This window comes from Tateyamaria sp. syn59, assembly GCF_007995245.1.
Taxonomy (GTDB): domain Bacteria; phylum Pseudomonadota; class Alphaproteobacteria; order Rhodobacterales; family Rhodobacteraceae; genus Tateyamaria.
In genome coordinates this window covers 313,574-331,966 of the sequence record NZ_VCBA01000001.1, presented here as the reverse complement: position 1 = coordinate 331,966, position 18,393 = coordinate 313,574, and the positions used below count along the sequence as shown (strand labels likewise).

Genomic DNA, 18,393 nt, shown 5'->3' with positions numbered 1-18,393 from the left:
GATGTTGCAGCGGCTCAACCGTCGCGCGGGCGGGGCCGGGTTGGGATTTCCTTCAGCAGACCGCCGACGCCCATGTGCGAGATGTCGGCTTGCGTCAAAGCGATGCCGCAGATCAGCCGCTCCATCACCCAGTCAGCCCCGTTGAGCGCGGGTGAGCGAGCGCAACCGGGCAGACCGATGACCGGCTTGTCGCCCAACGCACCGAAAAACAGCAGGTTGCCGGGGTCGACGGGCATACCGTAGGCGGTGACGGTCCCCCCGGCGTCACGCACCGCGTTGGGGGCCACGTCGTGGGTGTCGGAGGTGGCGGAGGCCGTCAGGATGAAGATGAAATCGCCCGTGGCCTCTGCCATCGCTCGCGCCAGCGGGGCGTCACGGTGGGGCACGATCACGCGAGGCGACAGGTTGATGCCCATCCGGTCGAGCCGCCCGGTCAGCGCCGCGCGCCCTTTGCCGGCGGGTTCGGCGTTGCCCACCTGAGTTTCGATCAGGGTGGCGGTGGCGTAGCGCGGGGACAGGACGCGGATCGTGTGTGCGGCATGTGCGGTCGCAGCGTCCAGCGCCGTCTCGGCCACTGCATAAGCGATGATCTTGATCGTGGCGATCATGGTGCCCTCGTCCACGCGGTGGAACGGGGGGACCGTCGCGATGGTGATCATCGGATCGACGCTGTTGATGGCGGCGATGCGGTCGGCGTCGAGTGCCACGACCCCCGGCCCGGTGGCGTAGAGGTTCACCCGCCCTGCCCCGGCTGCGCTGATGCGCAACCCCTGCGCGCCGGGATCCGGTGCCACGGCGGCGGCGAGCTTTTGGGCGGCGGTGTTTTCTTCGACGTCGCCGTGATCCAGTGCGGCCACCGTGAGCGTCTCGTGCCCCGCGGCTTGCAGGTTGGCGATGTCTTCTTTGGTGAGCACCGTGCCCTTGGGCACGCGCCCCGTGTTCCCGGCCAGCGAATGGGCAAGGATGGTGCCAACCGCGTCATCCGCGGGCTGTGGGCCGAACTTCATGCGCCTTGCCTGAGGATCGAAATCATCTGGGCGAGGATCGACACGGCGATCTCGGGCGGGCTTGCAGCGCCGATGTCGAGGCCGATAGGCCCTTTGATCCGGGCGATCTGGTCCGCGCTGAACCCAGCCTCCTCCAGTCGAGCGACCCGTTTGGCATGGGTGCGGGTGGAGCCGAGCGCGCCGATATAGAAGGCGTCGGAGTTGAGCGCGATGTGCAGCGCCGGATCGTCCAGCTTGGGATCGTGGGTGAGCAGGACAAGCGCCGTGCGGGCGTCCACGCCCACTTGGGCCAGCGCGTCATCCGGCCAGTCGTTGATCACGGGCTCGCCCGGGAAGCGGGCTTCGGAGCCGAACGCCTCCCGCGGGTCGATGATGTAGGGGTCGTAGCCTGCGAGTTTCGCCATGGGCACCAATGCTTGGGCGATGTGGACCCCGCCGACGATGGCGAGGCGCAGCGGCGGGTTGTGGATGGCGACGAAGGTCTTGCCGTCCTCCTCCATCCCCGTCCGGTCCTTGGCGAAGCGGGCGGCATGGCCGTCGTGGTCGAGCCGCCGATCCCAGGTTTCGGTGTCTACGACATAGGCCACCTGATCCCTGCCAGCCCGCGCGGCGACGAGATCTTCGAGGAGTGCGCCCGGCATGGCGGCACCAATGGGTTCCACGAGGATCTTGATCGTGCCGCCGCAGGCGAGGCCCACGGCGAAGGCATCGCCATCGCTGACACCATATTCCAGCAACCGCGGCGCGCCGTCCTCCAGCGCCTCCATCGCCTCGACCACCACAGCGCCTTCGACGCATCCGCCCGACACGGAACCCATCATGTCGCCATCCCCCGACACCACCATCTGGGCACCGGCACGGCGCGGCGCGCTGCCCCAGGTCTCGATCACCGTGGCAAGGGCCGCGCCCTTGCCTGCGTTGACCCACTCAAGCGCCTGTTCCGGTGCGGTTTCTACCGACGGCATATGGGGCTCCGTTTTTTGCTGATTGTCTCCCGCCTGAAAGGTAGTCATGCCGCCGGAAAGAAGACAACCCCGCCTTAAGCACATGCCCTTGCGCGCGCTAGTGCTTGCACGCCCCCGACCTGCGGCCTACATCTTGGATCAAGACCTGCCGGAGACACCATTCATGCCCATGCAAGCGCAAGAGATCGAAGACTTGATCCGCGAGAGCTTTCCCGATGCCAAGATCACCATCACCGACTTGGCCGGTGACGGGAACCACTATTCTGCGGAGGTCATTGACGCCTCGTTCGAAGGCTTGAACCGGGTGCAGCAGCACCGGGCGGTGACCAAGGCGCTCAAGGGCAAGATGGATGGCAGCCATGGTGAGCTGCACGCGCTGGCCCTGACGACCAAGGCGCCCTGATGGCGCTGTTTGCCCTTATCAAGCGTGCGTTCACACGCCAGCCACGGCGGCCTTTGGCTGCGCGGCGCCCTGGACGGAACGAGATGGGGCAAACCGGATCCGTGCCACTTGGCATGGAGGCAACGAACATGGCGTTGGTCAACCGCGTAAACCGCAAGAATGACGCATTGGAGCGTGTAAATGCGGTGCGCATCTCCGACGCAAAACATGAAACGTACACGGCACAAGCGAGCACCCACGTGGACGCGATGCCCGAAGACGAAACCTATGCCGCGCGGTTCCACCGCGCCTTCCAGAAGAAAGGCAAATGACATGACCGACGCCGCAAGCCGGATCACTGAAACCAACAAGACCAACGACGTGGTGCTATACATGAAAGGCACCAAGTCCATGCCTCAATGCGGCTTCTCCAGCCGGGTCGCGGGTGTGCTGAACTATATGGGCGTCGATTTTGCCGATGTGAACGTGCTGGCCGATGAAGAGATCCGCCAGGGGATCAAGGACTTCTCGGACTGGCCCACCATCCCGCAGCTTTACGTCAAGGGCGAGTTCGTGGGCGGCTGCGATATCATCACCGAGATGACACTGTCGGGCGAGTTGGACACTCTCTTCGACGAGAACGGCGTGACCTATGACAAGGACGCCGCCGACAAGATCCGCGAAGCCAACGGCTGAGGCCGGGTGCCGCGCAGGGCACCTGCGCCTTATAAAGAATGAAACAAGCCGCGTCCCATGGGGGCGCGGCTTTCCTTCGGATCAGAGTTGAACCGCGCGCCTAGCTGGCGGTCTTTTCCTCGACCTCTGCCGCCAGCGCTTCGGCTCGTGCGGCAAGCTCGGCCAGCGTTTCCGTCACCGCCTGCGGCACAACCGGCACTTCAATCCGTTCAGGCTCGGGCGCGCCCATGTTGCGCAGGCCCTCCAGTTCGGCCTCACGCTCGGCCAACTTGCCTTCGACCTCGGCCACGCGATCCTCGACGCTCGCCGTTTTGTCAGCCAGCATCAGGCCCGCCATCAGCAGCATACGCGCCTCGGGCATGCGCCCCGCCTGATCAGCAAGCACCTGCGCCTCGTCATCGAGCATCTTGGCGGCTGCGTGCAGATAGCTTTCCTCGCCCGCCTGGCAGGCCACCTGGAACGGGCGACCGCCGATAGAAATGGTGACCTCAGGCATCGGCATCCTCCTCTTCCGGGGCTTCCAACTGATCAAGCAGGGGCGTGAGCGCCGAGATAATGCTGCTGGCTTCGGCGACATCGGCAGCGCGGGCGGCGCGCAGGCCCTCAAGCTCGGCCATCATAGAATTGTTGATCAGATGCGGTTCGCCCACCCCTTCTTCATTTGCGGTGCGCAAGGCGACATTGGACGCGCGCAATTGGTCGTTGGCCTTGCGCAGGCGCTGCAATTCCAGGTCCAGTTCCTCGACCCGGGCGCGGGCGGCATCAGCCGTGGCCTTGGCTTCTGCGGCCGCGCTCTCTTGCCGTTCGGACAGCTGCCGCACCCGTTCGGTCAACTGCGCGTTGACCACCTTCTCATCATCAAGTGCTGCTTGCAGGGCTGCCGTATCATCAGCACCCGCAGCATCCAGGCCGCCAAGGCCCGTGGCGATCCGGTCCATCGCGGCGGTGAGCCGCTGTTGCAATCCGTCAATGTCACTCATGTGCGGTGCCTGTCCCCTTTTTCTTATGGCGCGCCAGCGCTTTCCCATCCACTGACCGGGAAGATCGAATCGATTTCCCGTCTGGTTGCGCTCAAGTCTAGCCAAAGCAGTTCTGAAATGCGCCCCCCTTTACGATCAACCACTTGGCGGGCGGCGTTGAAGTCGCGCATCACCGCCGACGCCCATGTGCGCCTTTTCGCCGGTCGGGATCACCTTGATCTTTGGCTTTTGCCTGATATGCAGCGCCAAACCCATATTCCAAAGGACGATCATGCCCCTGGATCTTACTGCTCTTCGCACCGCCCACCCTGACCACTGGTCCAAGGCCACCGCTATCCGTGCCCTGACCCTCGATGCCGTCGCTGCCGCCAATTCCGGCCACTCCGGCATGCCCATGGGGATGGCGGACGTGGCAACCGTGCTGTTCGAAAAGCATCTGAAATTCGACGCAAAAGCCCCCGACTGGCCCGACCGCGACCGATTCATTCTATCGGCGGGCCACGGCTCCATGCTGCTTTATTCCCTGCTGCACCTCACTGGGTACGAGGACATGACGTTGCAGCAGATCAAGGATTTCCGCCAATGGGGGTCCATCACCGCAGGCCACCCCGAATACGGCCATGCCAAAGGCATCGAGACGACAACCGGGCCGCTGGGCCAGGGCATTTCCAACGCCGTAGGCTTTGCCATGGCAGAGGAGATTCTGCGCGCGCAGTACGGCAAGAAGATTGTCGATCACTACACTTACGTCATCGCCGGTGACGGCTGCCTGATGGAAGGTGTCAGCCAGGAGGCGATCACGCTGGCCGGGCGCCACCAGCTGTCGAAGCTGATCGTGTTCTGGGACAACAACAACATCACCATCGACGGGCCAGTGACCCTTGCCGACACGACCGACCAGCCGCAGCGCTTCAAATCCGCAGGTTGGGCCGTGATCGAGATTGACGGGCACGACCCCGACGCCATTGATGCAGCGATCACCAAGGCGAAAAGCCAGGGCAAACCGACGATGATCGCCTGCAAGACCCACATCGCACTGGGACACGCGGCACAAGATACATCCAAGGGCCACGGTGCGCTGACAGACGCAGACCAGATGGCCGAGGCCAAGGCTGGCTACGGCTGGACCACGGGCCCCTTCGATGTGCCCGCTGACGTAAAGGCTGCGTGGGAGGCCATTGGCATCCGTGGTGCAGACGAGCGCAAGGCCTGGGAAGACCGGTTCGCGTCGATCTCGGGCAACAAGCAGGCATTGTTCAACCGTACCCTCGCCCGCGAGGTGCCCAAGAAGCTGTCGGCCACCGTCAAGGCGTTCAAAAAGCAGATGTCCGAAAGTGCGCCGAAGGTGGCGACACGGGCTGCATCTGAAAAGGCGCTGGAGGTCATCAACCCGATCATGCCCGAAACCGTCGGCGGCTCGGCCGATCTGACCGGGTCCAACAACACCAAGACGACCGATCTGGGTGTGTTTGATATCGACAATCGCGGTGGGCGCTACATCTACTGGGGCATTCGCGAGCACGGCATGGCGGCGGCCATGAACGGCATGGCCTTGCACGGCGGCCTGCGCCCCTATGGCGGCACGTTCATGTGCTTCACCGACTATGCCCGCCCGGCCATGCGCCTGGCTGCGCTGATGAAGATCCCAACGGTCTTCGTCATGACTCACGACAGCATCGGCCTGGGTGAAGATGGCCCGACCCACCAGCCGGTCGAGCATCTGGCGATCAGCCGGGCCACGCCCAACACCCACGTGTTCCGCCCTGCGGATGCCGTGGAAACAGCGGAAAGCTGGGAACTGGCGCTGTCCTCGACCGAGACGCCGTCGGTGCTGTCCCTGACCCGTCAGGGCCTGCCCACTGTGCGGACCGAGCACAAGCTGAAGAACATGACGGCGCAGGGCGCTTACGTTCTTGCCGAAGCCGAAGGCAAGCGGCAGGTCATCCTGATCGCCTCCGGGTCCGAAGTGTCGGTTGCAATGGACGCGCGGGCCGCCCTGCAAGAATCCGGGATTGGCACCCGCGTCGTGTCGATGCCGTGCATGGAGCTTTTTGCGGAGCAAGACGAAAGCTATCGGCGCAAGGTACTGCCTGCGGGGCCCGTCCGCATCGGGATCGAGGCGGCCGTGCGCCTAGGCTGGGACCGGTGGCTACTGGGCGAGCGTGGCAAGGCGAACAAGGCGGATTTCGTCGGCATGGACGATTTTGGCGCATCTGCCCCGGCTGGCGTGCTGTTCGAAAAGTTCGGGATCACGGCGAACGCGGTGGTCGAAAAAGCCAAGGCGCTTTTGTGATCATGGGAGGGCAGCGCATGCCCTCCTGACAATGCAACACATAGATTTACTGTGTTCCAAGCGCGAATGCGCTATATCCAAAGGGGAATCGTAGAGAGTAGCCAAAGGCCAAATTTGCTTGGTATTCTTATTCTGGCCGCAGTGATCGCAGCGGCAGCCGCAGTCATCGCACTGCTTCTGGGCGGCAGCTGGTGGCTGGCTCTGGCGATTTACGCGGGTGGTGGAACGGTTCTGACGTTCCTGTTTGCCTGGATCATCGCAAAACGCAACGGCTCGGGAGCTGCGACAGATATTGATGATTTCATGTCCCCGCAGAGTGCAACTGACCATCTGTCCGCCAGCGCGGGTGGCGCCTCAGCGTCGGATCCGCAGTTGAAACGTCAGGATCCAGGGCAAAGTGGCGGCGCCTCAGTACTCGCCCGCAAGGCAGACCGTTTGTAACCTGAGGGCGGGCACGGGCTTTCAGCTTGGCTGAACGCGGTGCTGCCGACCAATTTGGGTTCGTGGTCGACACCATTATTGTGCCCTCAGCATCCTGTGCAGACGTGTGATCCTGTCTGCATAGACCAAGGTGGGCAGTGGGTATACCGCCTGCATCCTGTGAGGCTTCACGCCCTGCGCAGCGCTTCACCACCGAAGTTCAAGGCGCGCGGCGCGGGAAAACGTCACTTGCGGTGCGACAGGATCAAACGGCTTTGGGTGCGACCGAGCGCCAGATGGGCGTGATCACCCGCTCGCCTACCGGGATCAGAACAAAGCCAATGGCGAGGCCCATGAGCCCGTGCAAGGTTGCTTTGATCAGCCACGCGACAAAGCCGCTTCCGCTGACAAATTCGCTGCCGATGTTTTTGCCAACGCCGTAAATCCAGTTCTCTGGCCCGTGCCAACCCATCTGCGCCGTTCCATGCACAATGATTTCGCCTCCGACCCAAAGCATGGCAGCCGTGCCGACGATGGTGAGCAGCTTCATGAAACCCGGCATGACTTTGACTAGGCCGCGCCCGAATGCGCGGACCGGGCCGATCTGCCCACGGGTGGCCAGTGCGAGGCCGACATCATCCGCCTTCACGATCAGCGCAACCGAGCCATAAACGGCCACCGTGATCATGATGGCCACCGCTGCCAGGGTAGCGGCCTCCATCCAGAAATTGCTTTTCGGAATGGCGGACAGCGCAATGGTCATGATTTCGGCCGACAGAATAAAGTCGGTCTTGATCGCGCCTTGCGCCTTCTGCTCTTCCAGATGCGCGGGATCCTCGATCTCGGTCTCTTTGCCCGCGTAATCCTCGTGCCCGTGCCCCCACCCCAAGGCGTGGGCGACCTTTTCGGCCCCTTCGAAACACAGATACGCACCGCCGAGCATCAGCAGCGGCGGAATGGCCCAGGGCGCGAAGTTCGCCAGCAGGAGGCCGATGGGCAACAGGAACACCAGCTTGTTTTTGAGCGAGCCCTTGGTGATGCGCCAGATGATCGGCAATTCGCGATCTGCGGAAAATCCGGCGACATATTTCGGCGTCACGGCTGCATCGTCGATCACGGCGCCCGCCGCCTTAGACCCGGCCTTGGCCGCCTGCCCGATCACGTCATCGACCGATGCGGCGGCCACTTTGGCGATTCCCGCAACATCATCCAAAAGCGCAAGAAGCCCGCTCATTCCGCCTGTCCCTTCATAGTGTTGTTACGTTAGCGCATAACACAGCCCGATCGTTCCGCATACTGTTAGCGCGAACTGCATACGATGGAACACGTTTATCGCTAACACTCTGATTTTCTGACGATTTCCCCCTTCTCACGCTGCGGTGCGGCGGCTATCTAGCAGGCAACAGTTTAACTGCCCCAGCGGAAGGACAACCGGGACCATGACCATCAAAGTCGGAATTAACGGGTTTGGACGCATCGGGCGTTGCACGCTCAGCCACATCGCCACCTCCCTGCGCAACGACATCGACGTTGTCGCCGTGAACGCCACTGGCCCGCTTGAGACTGCAGCCCACCTAATCAAATACGACAGCGTGCACGGCCGCTTCCCGAACAAAGTGAAGCTGACCAACGACACGATGGATCTCGGCCGCGGCCCGATCCGCATGATGTCGACCTACGACATGAACGAGCTTGATTGGACCGGCGTTGATGTGGTGCTGGAATGCACCGGCAAGTTCAACGACGGCGAAAAGGCAAAGGTGCACTTTGAACGCGGCGCCAAGAAAGTGCTGCTTTCCGCGCCCGGCAAGAACGTGGACAAGACGGTTGTCTTCGGCGTGAACGACGAACAGCTGGCCGCCAATGACCGGATGATTTCGAACGGGTCTTGTACAACGAACTGCCTTGCCCCGCTGGCGAAGGTGCTGGACCGCGCCGTGGGCATTGAGCGTGGCGTGATGACCACGATCCACAGCTACACCGGCGACCAGCCGACGCTCGACCGCCGCCATGACGACCTTTACCGCGCGCGCGCGGCGGCAATGGCGATGATCCCGACCTCGACAGGGGCTGCGAAGGCGCTCGGTGAAGTGCTGCCCAACCTTGCGGGCAAGCTCGACGGCACCGCGATGCGCGTGCCTACGCCGAACGTGAGTGCCGTGGACCTGACATTCGAGGCCAGCCGTGATGTGACCGCCGAAGAGGTCAACGCCGCCGTGGCCGAGGCTGCCGCAGGCCCCATGGGTCGCGTGCTGGCCTATGACGATGAGCAGAAGGTCAGCATCGACTTTAACCACACCGAACATTCGTCCATCTTTGCCCCCGACCAGACCAAGGTGGTGGGCAACCGGCTGGTGCGCGTGCTGGCCTGGTACGACAACGAATGGGCGTTCTCGGTCCGCATGGCAGATGTAGCCGTCGCCATGGGCCGCCTGAACTGACCCAGCGCACAACTTGCAAGCATCGGGCGGGGCTGTCACAACAGCCCTGCCCTTTTCTTGTGTGACGCCCGAATGACCAACAGCATCGCCCTTGTTCTTGCCCTGCTGATCCTGGGCGCCATTGCGGCAGACGTCATGCTTTATGGCACCGAACACCTGATTTTTCTGGGCAAGAAATTCGCCGAATTGCTGGAGTGGATCGCCTTCTGGCGCTGATCCCTGCCCCAAACGCAACGCAACCGTGACCGGCGTTCACGGTTGACAACGGCGTTGGTTTGCCTTTGTTAGCGGTAACGGCGCACATCCGGATGACGGGGCTGCGCTCAGACAGACTTCTGACACCAGACATGGGGGACACCATGGCCATCAAAGTAGCAATCAACGGCTTCGGGCGCATCGGGCGCAATGTGCTGCGCGCGATCGTGGAAAGCGGCCGGACAGATGTCGAGGTGGTTGCGATCAATGACCTCGGGCCAGTCGAAACGAACGCTCACCTGCTGCAATATGACAGCGTGCATGGCCGATTCCCAGCAAAGGTGACGGTCTCAGGCGACAGCATCGACGTAGGCCACGGCCCCATCAAGGTCACGGCAGAACGCAATCCGGCAGACCTGCCCTGGAGCGACGTGGACATCGTGATGGAGTGCACCGGCATCTTCACCTCGAAAGAAGCGTGCCAGGCGCATCTTGAAAACGGATCAAGCCGCGTGCTGATCTCGGCCCCCGGCAAGGATGCGGACAAGACCATCGTCTATGGCGTCAACCATGACGCGCTGACCGGTGACGACGTGATTGTTTCCAACGCCTCGTGCACGACGAACTGCCTGACGCCTGTGGCGAAGGTCCTGCATGACCAGTTTGGCATCAAGCGTGGGTTTATGACCACCGTGCACAGCTACACCGGCGACCAGCCGACGCTCGACACGATGCACAAGGATCTCTACCGAGCGCGCGCTGCCGCGATGAGCATGATCCCCACCTCCACCGGTGCGGCCAAGGCCGTGGGACTGGTGATGCCGGAGTTGAACGGCAAGCTCGATGGTGTGGCGATCCGCGTGCCCACCCCGAATGTGTCCTGCGTCGACCTGACGGTCGAGGTGGATGGCGACGTGACCGCTGACCAGATCAACGCGGCGATGACCGCGGCAGCTGCCTCTGGCCCGCTAAAGGGCGTGCTGGGTGTGACGGACGCGAAACTGGTGTCCATGGACTTCAATCACGACCCGCATTCGTCGATCTTTGCCACCGATCAGACCAAGGTGATGGACGGCAATATGGTCCGCATCCTGTCGTGGTACGACAACGAATGGGGCTTTTCCAACCGCATGGCCGACACGGCCGTTGAGATGGGCAAATACCTCTGACCCACTGAAACCATTGAAAAAGGGGCGTCTTTTCAGGCGCCCTTTGTTATTTGTCGCTCCTCGTGTGCAGCAAATAATTTTCTGATGCACACCTTGCGCTGTATGCAGCAAAAATATATTTGATGCACATGCTCATCATGTCTCATTCGCGCGCGGCGCAGGTCGCCTATCAGGATCTGTTGCGCTTGCACCGTGATGACCGCGCCGCAGACCTGATCGGCAGTGTTGAAGCGCGTACGCGCAATGGGCGCACCTATCTGTACGACCGCTTCCGCATCGGGACCGAGATGAAGGCGCGCTATCTGGGCGAAGACACGCCCGAGCTGCGTGCGCGCCTCGACCGCGCTGCAGCGCTGAAGGCCGAGGGCGACACCCGGCGCAAAGCCATGGCGCGCCTCGCCCGGATGCTGCGGGCCGAAGGGTTTATCACCACCGATCGCGACACCGGATCGCTGCTGGGCGCTTTTGCGCGGGCGGGCCTGTTCCGTCTGGGCGGTACGATGATCGGAACGGGCGCCTATGCGCTCTATCAGGGTGAATTGGGCGTACGCTTTGACACGGACGAGTTGGCGCAGACCGGCGACATCGACTTTGCCAGCTTTGAACGGCTGTCCGTGGCACTGGATGACCGGGTCGACGCAGCGCCGAACGACATCCTGAGCGCGCTGAAATTCGACCCCGTACCCGGCGTGACAGACACGCAGGTCTGGCGCTGGCGGCAAAGCCATGGGACGGCGATGGTCGAATTCCTGACCCCCGCTTTCGGCGATGAAACGGTCAAAGCGCTGCCCGCGCTTGGCGTCAGCGCACAGGCGCTGAATTACCTCAACTACCTGATTGCGGACCCTATTCACGCGGTTGCACTCTACCGATCGGGCATCCTTGTCCAAGTGCCGCGACCCGAGAAATATGCCATTCACAAGCTGATCGTGGCAGACCGTCGCCGGGACGGTCCGGACCAATTCAAAGCGCGCAAGGACCGGGCGCAGGCGGCGTTTTTGATCGACGTTCTGGCGCAGGACCGACCGGAGGACTTAGCGGATGCATACACCGACGCGCTGGAACGGGGTCCGCGTTGGCGACAACGGATCGATGCGACGCTGACACGCATGCCGGAAACCGCACAGAAGTTGAAAAACCTGCCGTAGATCAGCCGCTTACGAACCGAACCGCTTTTTCAGCGCGTCGTTCACCAGGGGCGTCACGAACTCGCTGACGTCACCGCCCAGCCGCGCGATCTCTTTCACCAGTTTCGACGCAATCGCCTGATGCTCCGCTTCGGCCATCAGGAACACAGTTTCGATGCTGTCATCGAGCCGCCGGTTCATGCCGACCATCTGGAATTCGTATTCAAAGTCCGCCACGGCCCGCAGCCCGCGGAAAATGAATTGCGCACCCACATCACGCGCGCAGTCAATCAGCAGGTTTTCGAAGGGGTGCACGACAATCTCGGTCCCGGTCTGCCCGCTTAGCTTGGCGCATTCCGCCTCGATCATGGCGACACGTTCTTCGAGCGCGAACAACGGCCCCTTGTCGCGATTGATGGCCACGCCGATGACCAGTCTGTCGACCATTGGGCTCGCGCGGCGGATGATGTCGATATGCCCCAGCGTTATGGGATCAAAGGTGCCAGGGTAAAGGCCGATGCGCATGGGGCGGCTCCGTCAGTCGTCGTGGCCGCAATGCAGCATTTCACGCCCGCGATTGCAAGCGGGCAGAACGCAGGCGTCTGGTCAGTGCCCCATGATCATACCCTGCAGGGCATCCTTCTCCATCGACAGTTCCGCGAGGCGCGCCTTGACCACGTCACCGATGGTGATCAGGCCCACGAGATGCCCATCCTCGACCACCGGCATATGGCGAAACCGCTTCTCCGTCATCGTGGCCAGAATGGCATCAGCATCGTCCTGCCGCCCGCACGTGACCAGTTGCGTCGTCATGTAGGTATCGACCGGATCGGTCAGTACGGACCCGCCCTTTTGCGCCAGGACGCGGACAATGTCGCGTTCTGACAGGATGCCATCCGCTGTCTGCCCATCGCCCGACACCACGACCGTCCCGATCTTGCGTTCCGCCAGGATCTTGGCCGCGTCGGACACTTTTGTGCCGGGCTGGACAGTGACAACGGCGTCGTCCGATTTGGACTTGAGGATCTGGTGCACAAGCATGGGTGTGGGCCTCTCAACGATGGGGTGTAATGCAGCGTCCGCCGCCAACCGCCCTCATGTCAAGAGTATGAAGGCCTTGCGGCAATCTACCGCCAGTTGAAATTGGGTCACATTTAGGCGGGAGCAATGCCCGAGTATGACGTGAGCTTTGCATCTCAGATTATTGTTTTACAAGGATACTTTACCTTCAAGTCGCGCTAACTCCGTCCGCACCGCCTGCACCAGCAATTCGGCAAAGCGGTTCAACCGCGCATCCCGCGTATCTGACTGGTGACGGATGAGGTAAAAGCTGCGTGACAGCGACAGGTGATCCTGCAGCACGCGGCGCAAACCGGGCGCAAAGGGCAAGGCAAAATCGTGGACAACGCCGACCCCGCCGCCCTGCCGCAGCAAGTTGAGTTGCACCGCGACAGAGTTCGACGCCAGCGCCACACGCGCCACGCCGGCATCCGCCAGATAGTCCAGTTCGCGATCAAAGATCATGTCCGGGATATACCCCACGACCCGATGCTGCTGCAGGTCCGCGAGCGCGCGCAACGGCGGCGCCTCCGCAAGATAGCTTTCGCTGGCCGCGAAATGCAGCCGGTAGTCGGTCATGCGCTGCACCGTCAACTGCCCTGCGGTCGGTGCGCTGACCCCGATGGCCAGATCGGCCTCGCGCCGTGACAGGTTGAACACGCGCGGCAAGGCCACGATCTGGATGTCCAGGCCTGGATGCGCGCGACCGAGTGCGGCGCACACTTGCGGCAGCACGTAGTTGGCGCAGCCATCGGGCGCACCGATCCGCACTTGACCGGTCAGACCCGCATCCGTCTCTGGCCGCCCTGTCCCGCTGATGCCTTCGGTCGCGGCGCGCATCGCAGCCTCGGCCGCCTCGGCCCTGTCGCGCAATCGCAGCCCCGCCTCGGTCAGCGCATACCCTTGCGGTGACTTGCGAAACAGAACGGTATCGAGATCCCTCTCCAACCGCGCGACCCGCCGCCCGAGGGTCGCTGCATCCTTGCGCGTGGTTTTAGCCGCAGCCGACAGCGTCTCGGCCCGTGCGACCGCCAGAAACAGGCGCAGATCATCCCAATGCGGCAGCATGCCCCCTCCATCATGCAAAAATGCAGATCCATTTTGCCCAACTGCCCCTTTTGCACACTATTTTGCAAGACTATCCTGCACTCAACAGCGATCAGGAGGATCCCATGCAAGAGCTTTCCCACTATATCGACGGCGCCCATGTCAGCGGCACCTCGGGCCGTTTCGCCGACGTGATGAACCCTGCCACCGGCGAGGTGCAGGCCAAAGTGCCGCTCGCGTCTACGGAAGAGGTCGCAAAGGCAATCGAGATCGCGGCCAAAGCCCAACCCGCATGGGCCGCCACCAACCCGCAGCGCCGCGCCCGTGTGCTGATGAAGTTTGTGAGCCTGCTGAACCGCGACATGGACAAGCTGGCCGAAGCGCTCAGCCGCGAGCATGGCAAAACGCTGCCAGATGCAGCCGGTGACGTACAACGCGGGCTTGAGGTGGTCGAATACTGCATCGGCGCCCCGCACCTACTGAAGGGCGAATACACCGACAGCGCAGGCCCCGGCATCGACATGTATTCCATGCGCCAGCCGCTGGGTGTGACGGCTGGTATCACGCCCTTCAACTTCCCCGCCATGATCCCGATGTGGATGTTCGCCCCTGCCATCGCGTGCGGCAACGCCTTCATCCTCAAACCGTCCGAACGCGACCCATCGGTGCCGCTGATGCTGGCAGAGCTGATGGAGGAAGCGGGTCTGCCCAAAGGCATCCTGCAGGTCGTCAACGGTGACAAGGAAGCGGTCGATGCGCTCTTGCACCACGGTGTCGTGCAATCCATCGGGTTTGTCGGCTCCACCCCTATCGCCGAATACATCTACGCCACAGGATGCGCGAACGGGAAACGCGTGCAGTGCTTTGGCGGGGCCAAGAACCACATGATCGTCATGCCAGATGCGGACATGGATCAGGCCGCCGACGCTTTGGTCGGTGCAGGTTACGGGGCCGCTGGCGAACGCTGCATGGCCATCTCAGTTGCCGTACCGGTGGGGGATGAAACCGCCGACCGGCTCATCGAAAAGCTGGTGCCGCGTATCGAAAAGCTGAAGGTCGGCCCTTATACGGCCGGCAATGACGTGGACTACGGCCCCGTTGTGACGGGTGCGGCTAAGGCCAACATCGAACGGCTGGTGCAAACCGGGATCGACCAGGGCGCCGAACTGGTCGTGGACGGGCGGGATTTCAAACTGCAGGGCTATGAAGACGGCTATTTCGTCGGCCCGCACCTGTTCGACCGCGCCACGCCAGACATGGACATCTACAAACAGGAAATCTTTGGCCCTGTCCTGACCACCGTACGTGCCCAGACCTACGAAGAGGCCATCGGCCTCGCCATGGACCACGAATACGGCAACGGCACTGCCATCTTCACGCGCGATGGCGACACGGCACGCGACTTTGCCAATCGCATTAATATCGGGATGGTGGGGATCAATGTTCCCATTCCGGTGCCATTGGCCTATCACACGTTCGGTGGCTGGAAAAAATCCGTATTTGGGGACCTGAATCAACACGGTCCTGACGCATTTAAGTTCTATACGCGCACCAAGACAGTGACGGCACGCTGGCCGTCAGGTATCAAGGAAGGCGGAGAATTCTCGATCCCCGTTATGGAGTAAAATGCCAGTACGTTTTCGTATCCTGCCGGACCGCGGCCTTGTCGTGGTTCGGTATTCGGGCCATGTGGCCATTGACGACACGATGCGCGCCACACGCGCCTATGTCAGCCATCCGCATTACGCGCCCGGTCAAAAACAGCTGGTCGATTTCGGTCCGATCACCGGATACGAAAAAGACTATGTTCGCTTCATGCAGATGCAGGCCGAAAAGGCCGGGCGCTTTGCCAGTTCGCGCACGCAATCGCTTGTTGTCTACATCGCGCCCACCGCGATCAGTCAGGAGTTGGCATCGCTTTTCTTCAAGTCCTGGAACGACGTGCACAACGTTGTCCCGATTGTTCAGGATTGCGAGATCGAGGCACTGACACTGCTGGGCGAAGCGGACGAGACCGTCGAAACTTTGCTGACACCTGCGGCTGGCCGACAAGCCTTGCAATAGTCCTGCAAACATCGGAATTTAACGTGCGTTCAATTCAAGGCGTGGTACGACGGGAGGGACCATGGATTTCGCACTGACCGAGGAACAGACGGCAATCTTCGACGTGGCCCACGCGTTTGGCCAATCCGAGATTGCCCCCCACGCCCGCGAGTGGGAAGCGGCGGGCACAATACCCAAGGATTTGTGGCCCAAGGTGGGCGAACTGGGCTTCGCCTCCCTCTATGTCTCCGAAGAGGCACGCGGCGCGGGTCTGTCGCGGCTCGATGCAACGCTGGTGTTCGAGGCGCTGTCGATGGCCTGCCCCTCAGTCGCCGCCTTCCTGTCGATCCACAACATGTGCGCCAAGATGCTCGACAGCTTTGCAGATGACGACCTCAAGGCGCGTGTGATGCCAGACGTGCTGAGCATGAACACCGTGCTCAGCTACTGCCTGACCGAACCCGGCAGCGGCTCTGACGCCGCAGCCCTGCGCACCCGTGCGGAGCGCACCAACGAGGGCTATGTGCTAAACGGAACCAAGGCGTTCATCTCGGGCGGCGGCTATTCCGATGCGTATGTCTGTATGGTCCGCACGGGCGAAGACGGACCAAAAGGCGTCTCCACAGTCTATGTCGAAGACGGCACCGAAGGGCTGTCCTTTGGCGGACTTGAAGACAAGATGGGCTGGAAAAGCCAACCCACAGCGCAAGTGCAATTCGACAATTGCAACATTCCCAGCGGCAATCTGGTGGGCGAAGAGGGATCTGGCTTCAAATATGCGATGATGGGCTTGGATGGTGGTCGCCTGAACATCGCGGCTTGCTCATTGGGCGCGGCGCAGACAGCCATCGACGCGACGCTGGCGTATATGGGTGAGCGTAAAGCCTTTGGCCAGCCCATCGACCAGTTCCAGGGGCTGCAATTCCGCCTCGCGGATATGGAGATCGAGCTGCAAGCCGCCCGCACCTTCCTCCGTCAAGCCGCGTGGAAGCTGGACAACGGGGCACCGGATGCAACCAAGTTCTGCGCCATGGCCAAGAAGTTCGTGACGGAGGCCGGATCGAAAGTGGTCGACCAATGCCTGCAATTGCACGGCGGGTACGGCTATCTGGCCGATTATGGGATCGAGAAGCTGGTGCGTGATCTGCGCGTCCACCAGATCCTCGAAGGCACAAACGAGATTATGCGGGTCATTGTGGCGCGCGATATGCTGAAGAACAGGTGATGTACGGCTGGTTGTATCGGAGTTCGATCTATCTCGCGTTTTTGCGGCATTTGAAGTGGATGTGGACGACAATGCTGAGGGTTCCTGTTTTGGCGCCGTTTGTTGTTGGTTCCGTGATCCTGACTTGGGTTGCTGTTCCGATAATTATCGCATTTTTCCTGTTACTCGTTTTGACGCTCTTACTGCATTCAACAGACTTCTTAGACATGCTGCCGTTGTTTGTGTTTGGCTATGTGATTGCCGTTGCACCAATTGTCCTTAGCGCAACCGTAATTTTTTTTGATGGTTTGCTTTCAGCGGCAAAGGTTTGGTCGGGAAACCCAGACGCAGCACGCGCACGTTTGTCATCTGTCGTCCGGGATTTGGAACAAAGAGGCGCAGGGCAATGACTGACATCTCCATTCGCATCACTGGCCACGCGGGCCGCATCACGCTGCAACGCCCCGAAGCGCTCAATGCGATGACCTACGACATGTGCCTCGCCATTGAGGCAGCCATGGATGAGTGGGCCACTGACGATGTTGTCAAACTCGTGGTCTTTGACGCCGAAGGCGACCGCGCCTTCTGTTCCGGCGGCGACATCGCGGAACTCTACGAAACCGGCACCAAGGGCGACTACGCCTACGGCCAGAAGTTCTGGGCCGACGAATACCGCCTGAACCACAAGATCTTTCACTACCCCAAACCCGTTGTCAGCTTCCTGCAGGGCTTCACCATGGGCGGCGGTGTCGGCATCGGCTGCCATGGATCGCACCGGATCGTGGGCGACAGCAGCCAGATCGCCATGCCTGAATGCGGCATCGGCCTTATCCCCGACGTCGGCGGCTCGCTGATGCTGGCCCTCGCCCCCGGACGCTTGGGCGAATACCTGGGCACGACGGCGGCCCGTATGAACGCCTCCGACGCTATCTTTGCCGGCTTCGCAGACCACTACATCCCCGAAGCGCAATGGCCCGACCTGATCGCAACGCTTGAAACAAACGGCGACACCAACAACATTGTTGACGCAGCCGTCACCCCTGCCCCCGGCCCTCTGCAAAATGCGATGGCGGACATCGACAGACACTTTCACGGCGTGTCACTCGGCGACGTCTTCACAACGCTCAAAGGCGAAGACAGCGACTTTGCCCGCGACACGCTCAAACGCATGGGCCGCAACAGCCCGCTGGCGATGGCCTGCACGATCGAGGCTCTGAACCGCCTGCGCGGCCCCTCCCTGACGCTGGAAAAGGCGCTCGACCTCGAATACCGTTTTACCGCGCGGTCGATGGAACATGGCGATTTCCTGGAAGGGATCCGCGCCGCCATCATCGACAAGGACCGCAATCCACAATGGCAATACGC

At 61.8% G+C, this 18,393-nt stretch carries 22 protein-coding genes and 1 pseudogene; 14 read left to right on the top strand and 9 right to left on the bottom strand.

Annotated elements, in window-relative coordinates:
• Window positions 1–14 precede the first annotated feature (14 nt).
• Window positions 15–1,007 (bottom strand): molybdopterin-binding protein, encoded by a 993-nt coding sequence (locus FD715_RS01685; protein ID WP_147104251.1) that lies wholly within the window; start codon window positions 1,005–1,007, stop codon window positions 15–17.
• Window positions 1,004–1,972 (bottom strand): XdhC family protein, encoded by a 969-nt coding sequence (locus FD715_RS01680; protein WP_147104248.1) that lies wholly within the window; start codon window positions 1,970–1,972, stop codon window positions 1,004–1,006. The genes FD715_RS01685 and FD715_RS01680 overlap by 4 nt, the downstream gene beginning before the upstream one ends.
• A gap of 163 nt (window positions 1,973–2,135) precedes the next feature.
• Between FD715_RS01680 and FD715_RS01675 the strand changes: the two genes are divergently transcribed.
• Genes FD715_RS01675 through grxD form a run of 3 tightly spaced genes read left to right on the top strand, consistent with a single transcriptional unit; the run spans window position 2,136 to window position 3,050 of the window.
• Complete coding sequence (locus tag FD715_RS01675) at window positions 2,136–2,375, top strand: BolA/IbaG family iron-sulfur metabolism protein (protein WP_147105148.1); 240 nt, start codon at window positions 2,136–2,138, stop codon at window positions 2,373–2,375.
• Complete coding sequence (locus FD715_RS01670; RefSeq protein WP_147104245.1) at window positions 2,375–2,686, top strand: hypothetical protein; 312 nt, start codon at window positions 2,375–2,377, stop codon at window positions 2,684–2,686. Before FD715_RS01675 ends, FD715_RS01670 begins: the two co-directional genes overlap by 1 nt.
• A 1-nt stretch (window position 2,687) precedes the next feature.
• The gene (grxD, locus tag FD715_RS01665; protein ID WP_147104242.1) at window positions 2,688–3,050 is read left to right on the top strand and encodes a Grx4 family monothiol glutaredoxin; all 363 of its coding nucleotides are present in this window, start codon (window positions 2,688–2,690) and stop codon (window positions 3,048–3,050) included.
• A gap of 100 nt (window positions 3,051–3,150) precedes the next feature.
• Here the strand turns inward: grxD and FD715_RS01660 are convergent, their stop codons facing one another.
• From FD715_RS01660 to FD715_RS22430, 3 genes are all read right to left on the bottom strand, one after another.
• Complete coding sequence (locus tag FD715_RS01660) at window positions 3,151–3,546, bottom strand: cell division protein ZapA (protein WP_147104240.1); 396 nt, start codon at window positions 3,544–3,546, stop codon at window positions 3,151–3,153.
• On the bottom strand, window positions 3,539–4,030 hold the full coding sequence (locus FD715_RS01655; protein WP_147104237.1) for a hypothetical protein: 492 nt from the start codon (window positions 4,028–4,030) through the stop codon (window positions 3,539–3,541). The genes FD715_RS01660 and FD715_RS01655 overlap by 8 nt, the downstream gene beginning before the upstream one ends.
• A 135-nt stretch (window positions 4,031–4,165) precedes the next feature.
• The gene (locus FD715_RS22430; RefSeq protein ID WP_189799384.1) at window positions 4,166–4,303 is read right to left on the bottom strand and encodes a hypothetical protein; all 138 of its coding nucleotides are present in this window, start codon (window positions 4,301–4,303) and stop codon (window positions 4,166–4,168) included.
• A 4-nt stretch (window positions 4,304–4,307) separates the two neighbouring features.
• Here FD715_RS22430 and tkt point away from each other — a divergent pair, with 4 nt between their 5' ends.
• The gene (gene tkt / locus FD715_RS01650; RefSeq protein ID WP_147105145.1) at window positions 4,308–6,323 is read left to right on the top strand and encodes a transketolase; all 2,016 of its coding nucleotides are present in this window, start codon (window positions 4,308–4,310) and stop codon (window positions 6,321–6,323) included.
• A gap of 66 nt (window positions 6,324–6,389) precedes the next feature.
• The gene (locus tag FD715_RS01645; RefSeq protein WP_147104234.1) at window positions 6,390–6,764 is read left to right on the top strand and encodes a hypothetical protein; all 375 of its coding nucleotides are present in this window, start codon (window positions 6,390–6,392) and stop codon (window positions 6,762–6,764) included.
• A gap of 244 nt (window positions 6,765–7,008) precedes the next feature.
• Here the strand turns inward: FD715_RS01645 and FD715_RS01640 are convergent, their stop codons facing one another.
• On the bottom strand, window positions 7,009–7,977 hold the full coding sequence (locus FD715_RS01640; protein WP_147104231.1) for a DUF808 domain-containing protein: 969 nt from the start codon (window positions 7,975–7,977) through the stop codon (window positions 7,009–7,011).
• 205 nt (window positions 7,978–8,182) lie between these two features.
• On the opposite strand from FD715_RS01640, the gene gap (FD715_RS01635) reads away from it, so the two are divergent.
• From gap (FD715_RS01635) to FD715_RS01625, 4 genes are all read left to right on the top strand, one after another.
• On the top strand, window positions 8,183–9,184 hold the full coding sequence (gene gap, locus FD715_RS01635; protein WP_147104227.1) for a type I glyceraldehyde-3-phosphate dehydrogenase: 1,002 nt from the start codon (window positions 8,183–8,185) through the stop codon (window positions 9,182–9,184).
• Between the two features lie 72 nt (window positions 9,185–9,256).
• Window positions 9,257–9,400 carry a hypothetical protein gene (locus FD715_RS22425; RefSeq protein ID WP_172839358.1) on the top strand — a complete coding sequence of 48 codons (144 nt, stop codon included), beginning with the start codon at window positions 9,257–9,259 and terminating at the stop codon, window positions 9,398–9,400.
• Window positions 9,401–9,543: 143 nt separating this feature from the next.
• Window positions 9,544–10,548 carry a type I glyceraldehyde-3-phosphate dehydrogenase gene (gap, locus tag FD715_RS01630; protein ID WP_147104224.1) on the top strand — a complete coding sequence of 335 codons (1,005 nt, stop codon included), beginning with the start codon at window positions 9,544–9,546 and terminating at the stop codon, window positions 10,546–10,548.
• 128 nt (window positions 10,549–10,676) lie between these two features.
• Window positions 10,677–11,696, top strand: coding sequence for a GSU2403 family nucleotidyltransferase fold protein (locus tag FD715_RS01625; RefSeq protein ID WP_147104222.1), 1,020 nt, complete (start codon window positions 10,677–10,679; stop codon window positions 11,694–11,696).
• A gap of 9 nt (window positions 11,697–11,705) precedes the next feature.
• Here the strand turns inward: FD715_RS01625 and coaD are convergent, their stop codons facing one another.
• The 3 genes from coaD to FD715_RS01610 form a co-directional block, all read right to left on the bottom strand.
• Window positions 11,706–12,200: a pantetheine-phosphate adenylyltransferase gene (gene coaD / locus FD715_RS01620; protein ID WP_147104219.1), complete on the bottom strand. Its 495-nt coding sequence runs from the start codon at window positions 12,198–12,200 to the stop codon at window positions 11,706–11,708.
• An 81-nt stretch (window positions 12,201–12,281) separates the two neighbouring features.
• The gene (locus FD715_RS01615; RefSeq protein WP_147104216.1) at window positions 12,282–12,716 is read right to left on the bottom strand and encodes a CBS domain-containing protein; all 435 of its coding nucleotides are present in this window, start codon (window positions 12,714–12,716) and stop codon (window positions 12,282–12,284) included.
• A 168-nt stretch (window positions 12,717–12,884) separates the two neighbouring features.
• Window positions 12,885–13,802 carry a LysR family transcriptional regulator gene (locus FD715_RS01610; RefSeq protein ID WP_147104215.1) on the bottom strand — a complete coding sequence of 306 codons (918 nt, stop codon included), beginning with the start codon at window positions 13,800–13,802 and terminating at the stop codon, window positions 12,885–12,887.
• Between the two features lie 104 nt (window positions 13,803–13,906).
• Between FD715_RS01610 and FD715_RS01605 the strand changes: the two genes are divergently transcribed.
• The 5 genes and pseudogenes from FD715_RS01605 to FD715_RS23015 all read left to right on the top strand — a co-directional run.
• Window positions 13,907–15,406 carry a CoA-acylating methylmalonate-semialdehyde dehydrogenase gene (locus FD715_RS01605; RefSeq protein WP_147104212.1) on the top strand — a complete coding sequence of 500 codons (1,500 nt, stop codon included), beginning with the start codon at window positions 13,907–13,909 and terminating at the stop codon, window positions 15,404–15,406.
• 1 nt (window position 15,407) lies between these two features.
• Entirely contained in the window at window positions 15,408–15,845 is a 438-nt protein-coding gene (locus FD715_RS01600; RefSeq protein WP_147104209.1) for a hypothetical protein, read from the top strand.
• A 61-nt stretch (window positions 15,846–15,906) separates the two neighbouring features.
• Window positions 15,907–17,049, top strand: coding sequence for an acyl-CoA dehydrogenase family protein (locus FD715_RS01595; protein ID WP_147104206.1), 1,143 nt, complete (start codon window positions 15,907–15,909; stop codon window positions 17,047–17,049).
• Window positions 17,049–17,438 carry a hypothetical protein gene (locus FD715_RS01590; RefSeq protein WP_147104203.1) on the top strand — a complete coding sequence of 130 codons (390 nt, stop codon included), beginning with the start codon at window positions 17,049–17,051 and terminating at the stop codon, window positions 17,436–17,438. Before FD715_RS01595 ends, FD715_RS01590 begins: the two co-directional genes overlap by 1 nt.
• Window positions 17,435–18,373: pseudogene (locus FD715_RS23015) on the top strand (enoyl-CoA hydratase/isomerase family protein); the annotation flags it as partial. The gene FD715_RS01590 and the pseudogene FD715_RS23015, both read left to right, overlap by 4 nt.
• Window positions 18,374–18,393: the final 20 nt, after the last annotated feature.

What these genes read in the sequence shown, in the direction of transcription:
- coaD (WP_147104219.1), bottom strand. Translation starts at nt 12,200, where the DNA reads ATGCGCATCGGCCTTTACCCTGGCACCTTTGATCCCATAACGCTGGGG.
- FD715_RS01610 (WP_147104215.1), bottom strand. Translation starts at nt 13,802, where the DNA reads ATGCTGCCGCATTGGGATGATCTGCGCCTGTTTCTGGCGGTCGCACGG.
- FD715_RS01645 (WP_147104234.1), top strand. Translation starts at nt 6,390, where the DNA reads ATGCGCTATATCCAAAGGGGAATCGTAGAGAGTAGCCAAAGGCCAAAT.
- FD715_RS22425 (WP_172839358.1), top strand. Translation starts at nt 9,257, where the DNA reads ATGACCAACAGCATCGCCCTTGTTCTTGCCCTGCTGATCCTGGGCGCC.
- FD715_RS01605 (WP_147104212.1), top strand. Translation starts at nt 13,907, where the DNA reads ATGCAAGAGCTTTCCCACTATATCGACGGCGCCCATGTCAGCGGCACC.
- FD715_RS01615 (WP_147104216.1), bottom strand. Translation starts at nt 12,716, where the DNA reads ATGCTTGTGCACCAGATCCTCAAGTCCAAATCGGACGACGCCGTTGTC.
- FD715_RS01675 (WP_147105148.1), top strand. Translation starts at nt 2,136, where the DNA reads ATGCCCATGCAAGCGCAAGAGATCGAAGACTTGATCCGCGAGAGCTTT.
- FD715_RS22430 (WP_189799384.1), bottom strand. Translation starts at nt 4,303, where the DNA reads ATGATCGTCCTTTGGAATATGGGTTTGGCGCTGCATATCAGGCAAAAG.
- FD715_RS01600 (WP_147104209.1), top strand. Translation starts at nt 15,408, where the DNA reads ATGCCAGTACGTTTTCGTATCCTGCCGGACCGCGGCCTTGTCGTGGTT.
- FD715_RS01660 (WP_147104240.1), bottom strand. Translation starts at nt 3,546, where the DNA reads ATGCCTGAGGTCACCATTTCTATCGGCGGTCGCCCGTTCCAGGTGGCC.
- FD715_RS01640 (WP_147104231.1), bottom strand. Translation starts at nt 7,977, where the DNA reads ATGAGCGGGCTTCTTGCGCTTTTGGATGATGTTGCGGGAATCGCCAAA.
- FD715_RS01625 (WP_147104222.1), top strand. Translation starts at nt 10,677, where the DNA reads ATGCTCATCATGTCTCATTCGCGCGCGGCGCAGGTCGCCTATCAGGAT.
- grxD (WP_147104242.1), top strand. Translation starts at nt 2,688, where the DNA reads ATGACCGACGCCGCAAGCCGGATCACTGAAACCAACAAGACCAACGAC.
- FD715_RS01595 (WP_147104206.1), top strand. Translation starts at nt 15,907, where the DNA reads ATGGATTTCGCACTGACCGAGGAACAGACGGCAATCTTCGACGTGGCC.
- FD715_RS01655 (WP_147104237.1), bottom strand. Translation starts at nt 4,030, where the DNA reads ATGAGTGACATTGACGGATTGCAACAGCGGCTCACCGCCGCGATGGAC.
- FD715_RS01685 (WP_147104251.1), bottom strand. Translation starts at nt 1,007, where the DNA reads ATGAAGTTCGGCCCACAGCCCGCGGATGACGCGGTTGGCACCATCCTT.
- FD715_RS01670 (WP_147104245.1), top strand. Translation starts at nt 2,375, where the DNA reads ATGGCGCTGTTTGCCCTTATCAAGCGTGCGTTCACACGCCAGCCACGG.
- FD715_RS01680 (WP_147104248.1), bottom strand. Translation starts at nt 1,972, where the DNA reads ATGCCGTCGGTAGAAACCGCACCGGAACAGGCGCTTGAGTGGGTCAAC.
- gap (WP_147104227.1), top strand. Translation starts at nt 8,183, where the DNA reads ATGACCATCAAAGTCGGAATTAACGGGTTTGGACGCATCGGGCGTTGC.
- FD715_RS01590 (WP_147104203.1), top strand. Translation starts at nt 17,049, where the DNA reads ATGTACGGCTGGTTGTATCGGAGTTCGATCTATCTCGCGTTTTTGCGG.
- gap (WP_147104224.1), top strand. Translation starts at nt 9,544, where the DNA reads ATGGCCATCAAAGTAGCAATCAACGGCTTCGGGCGCATCGGGCGCAAT.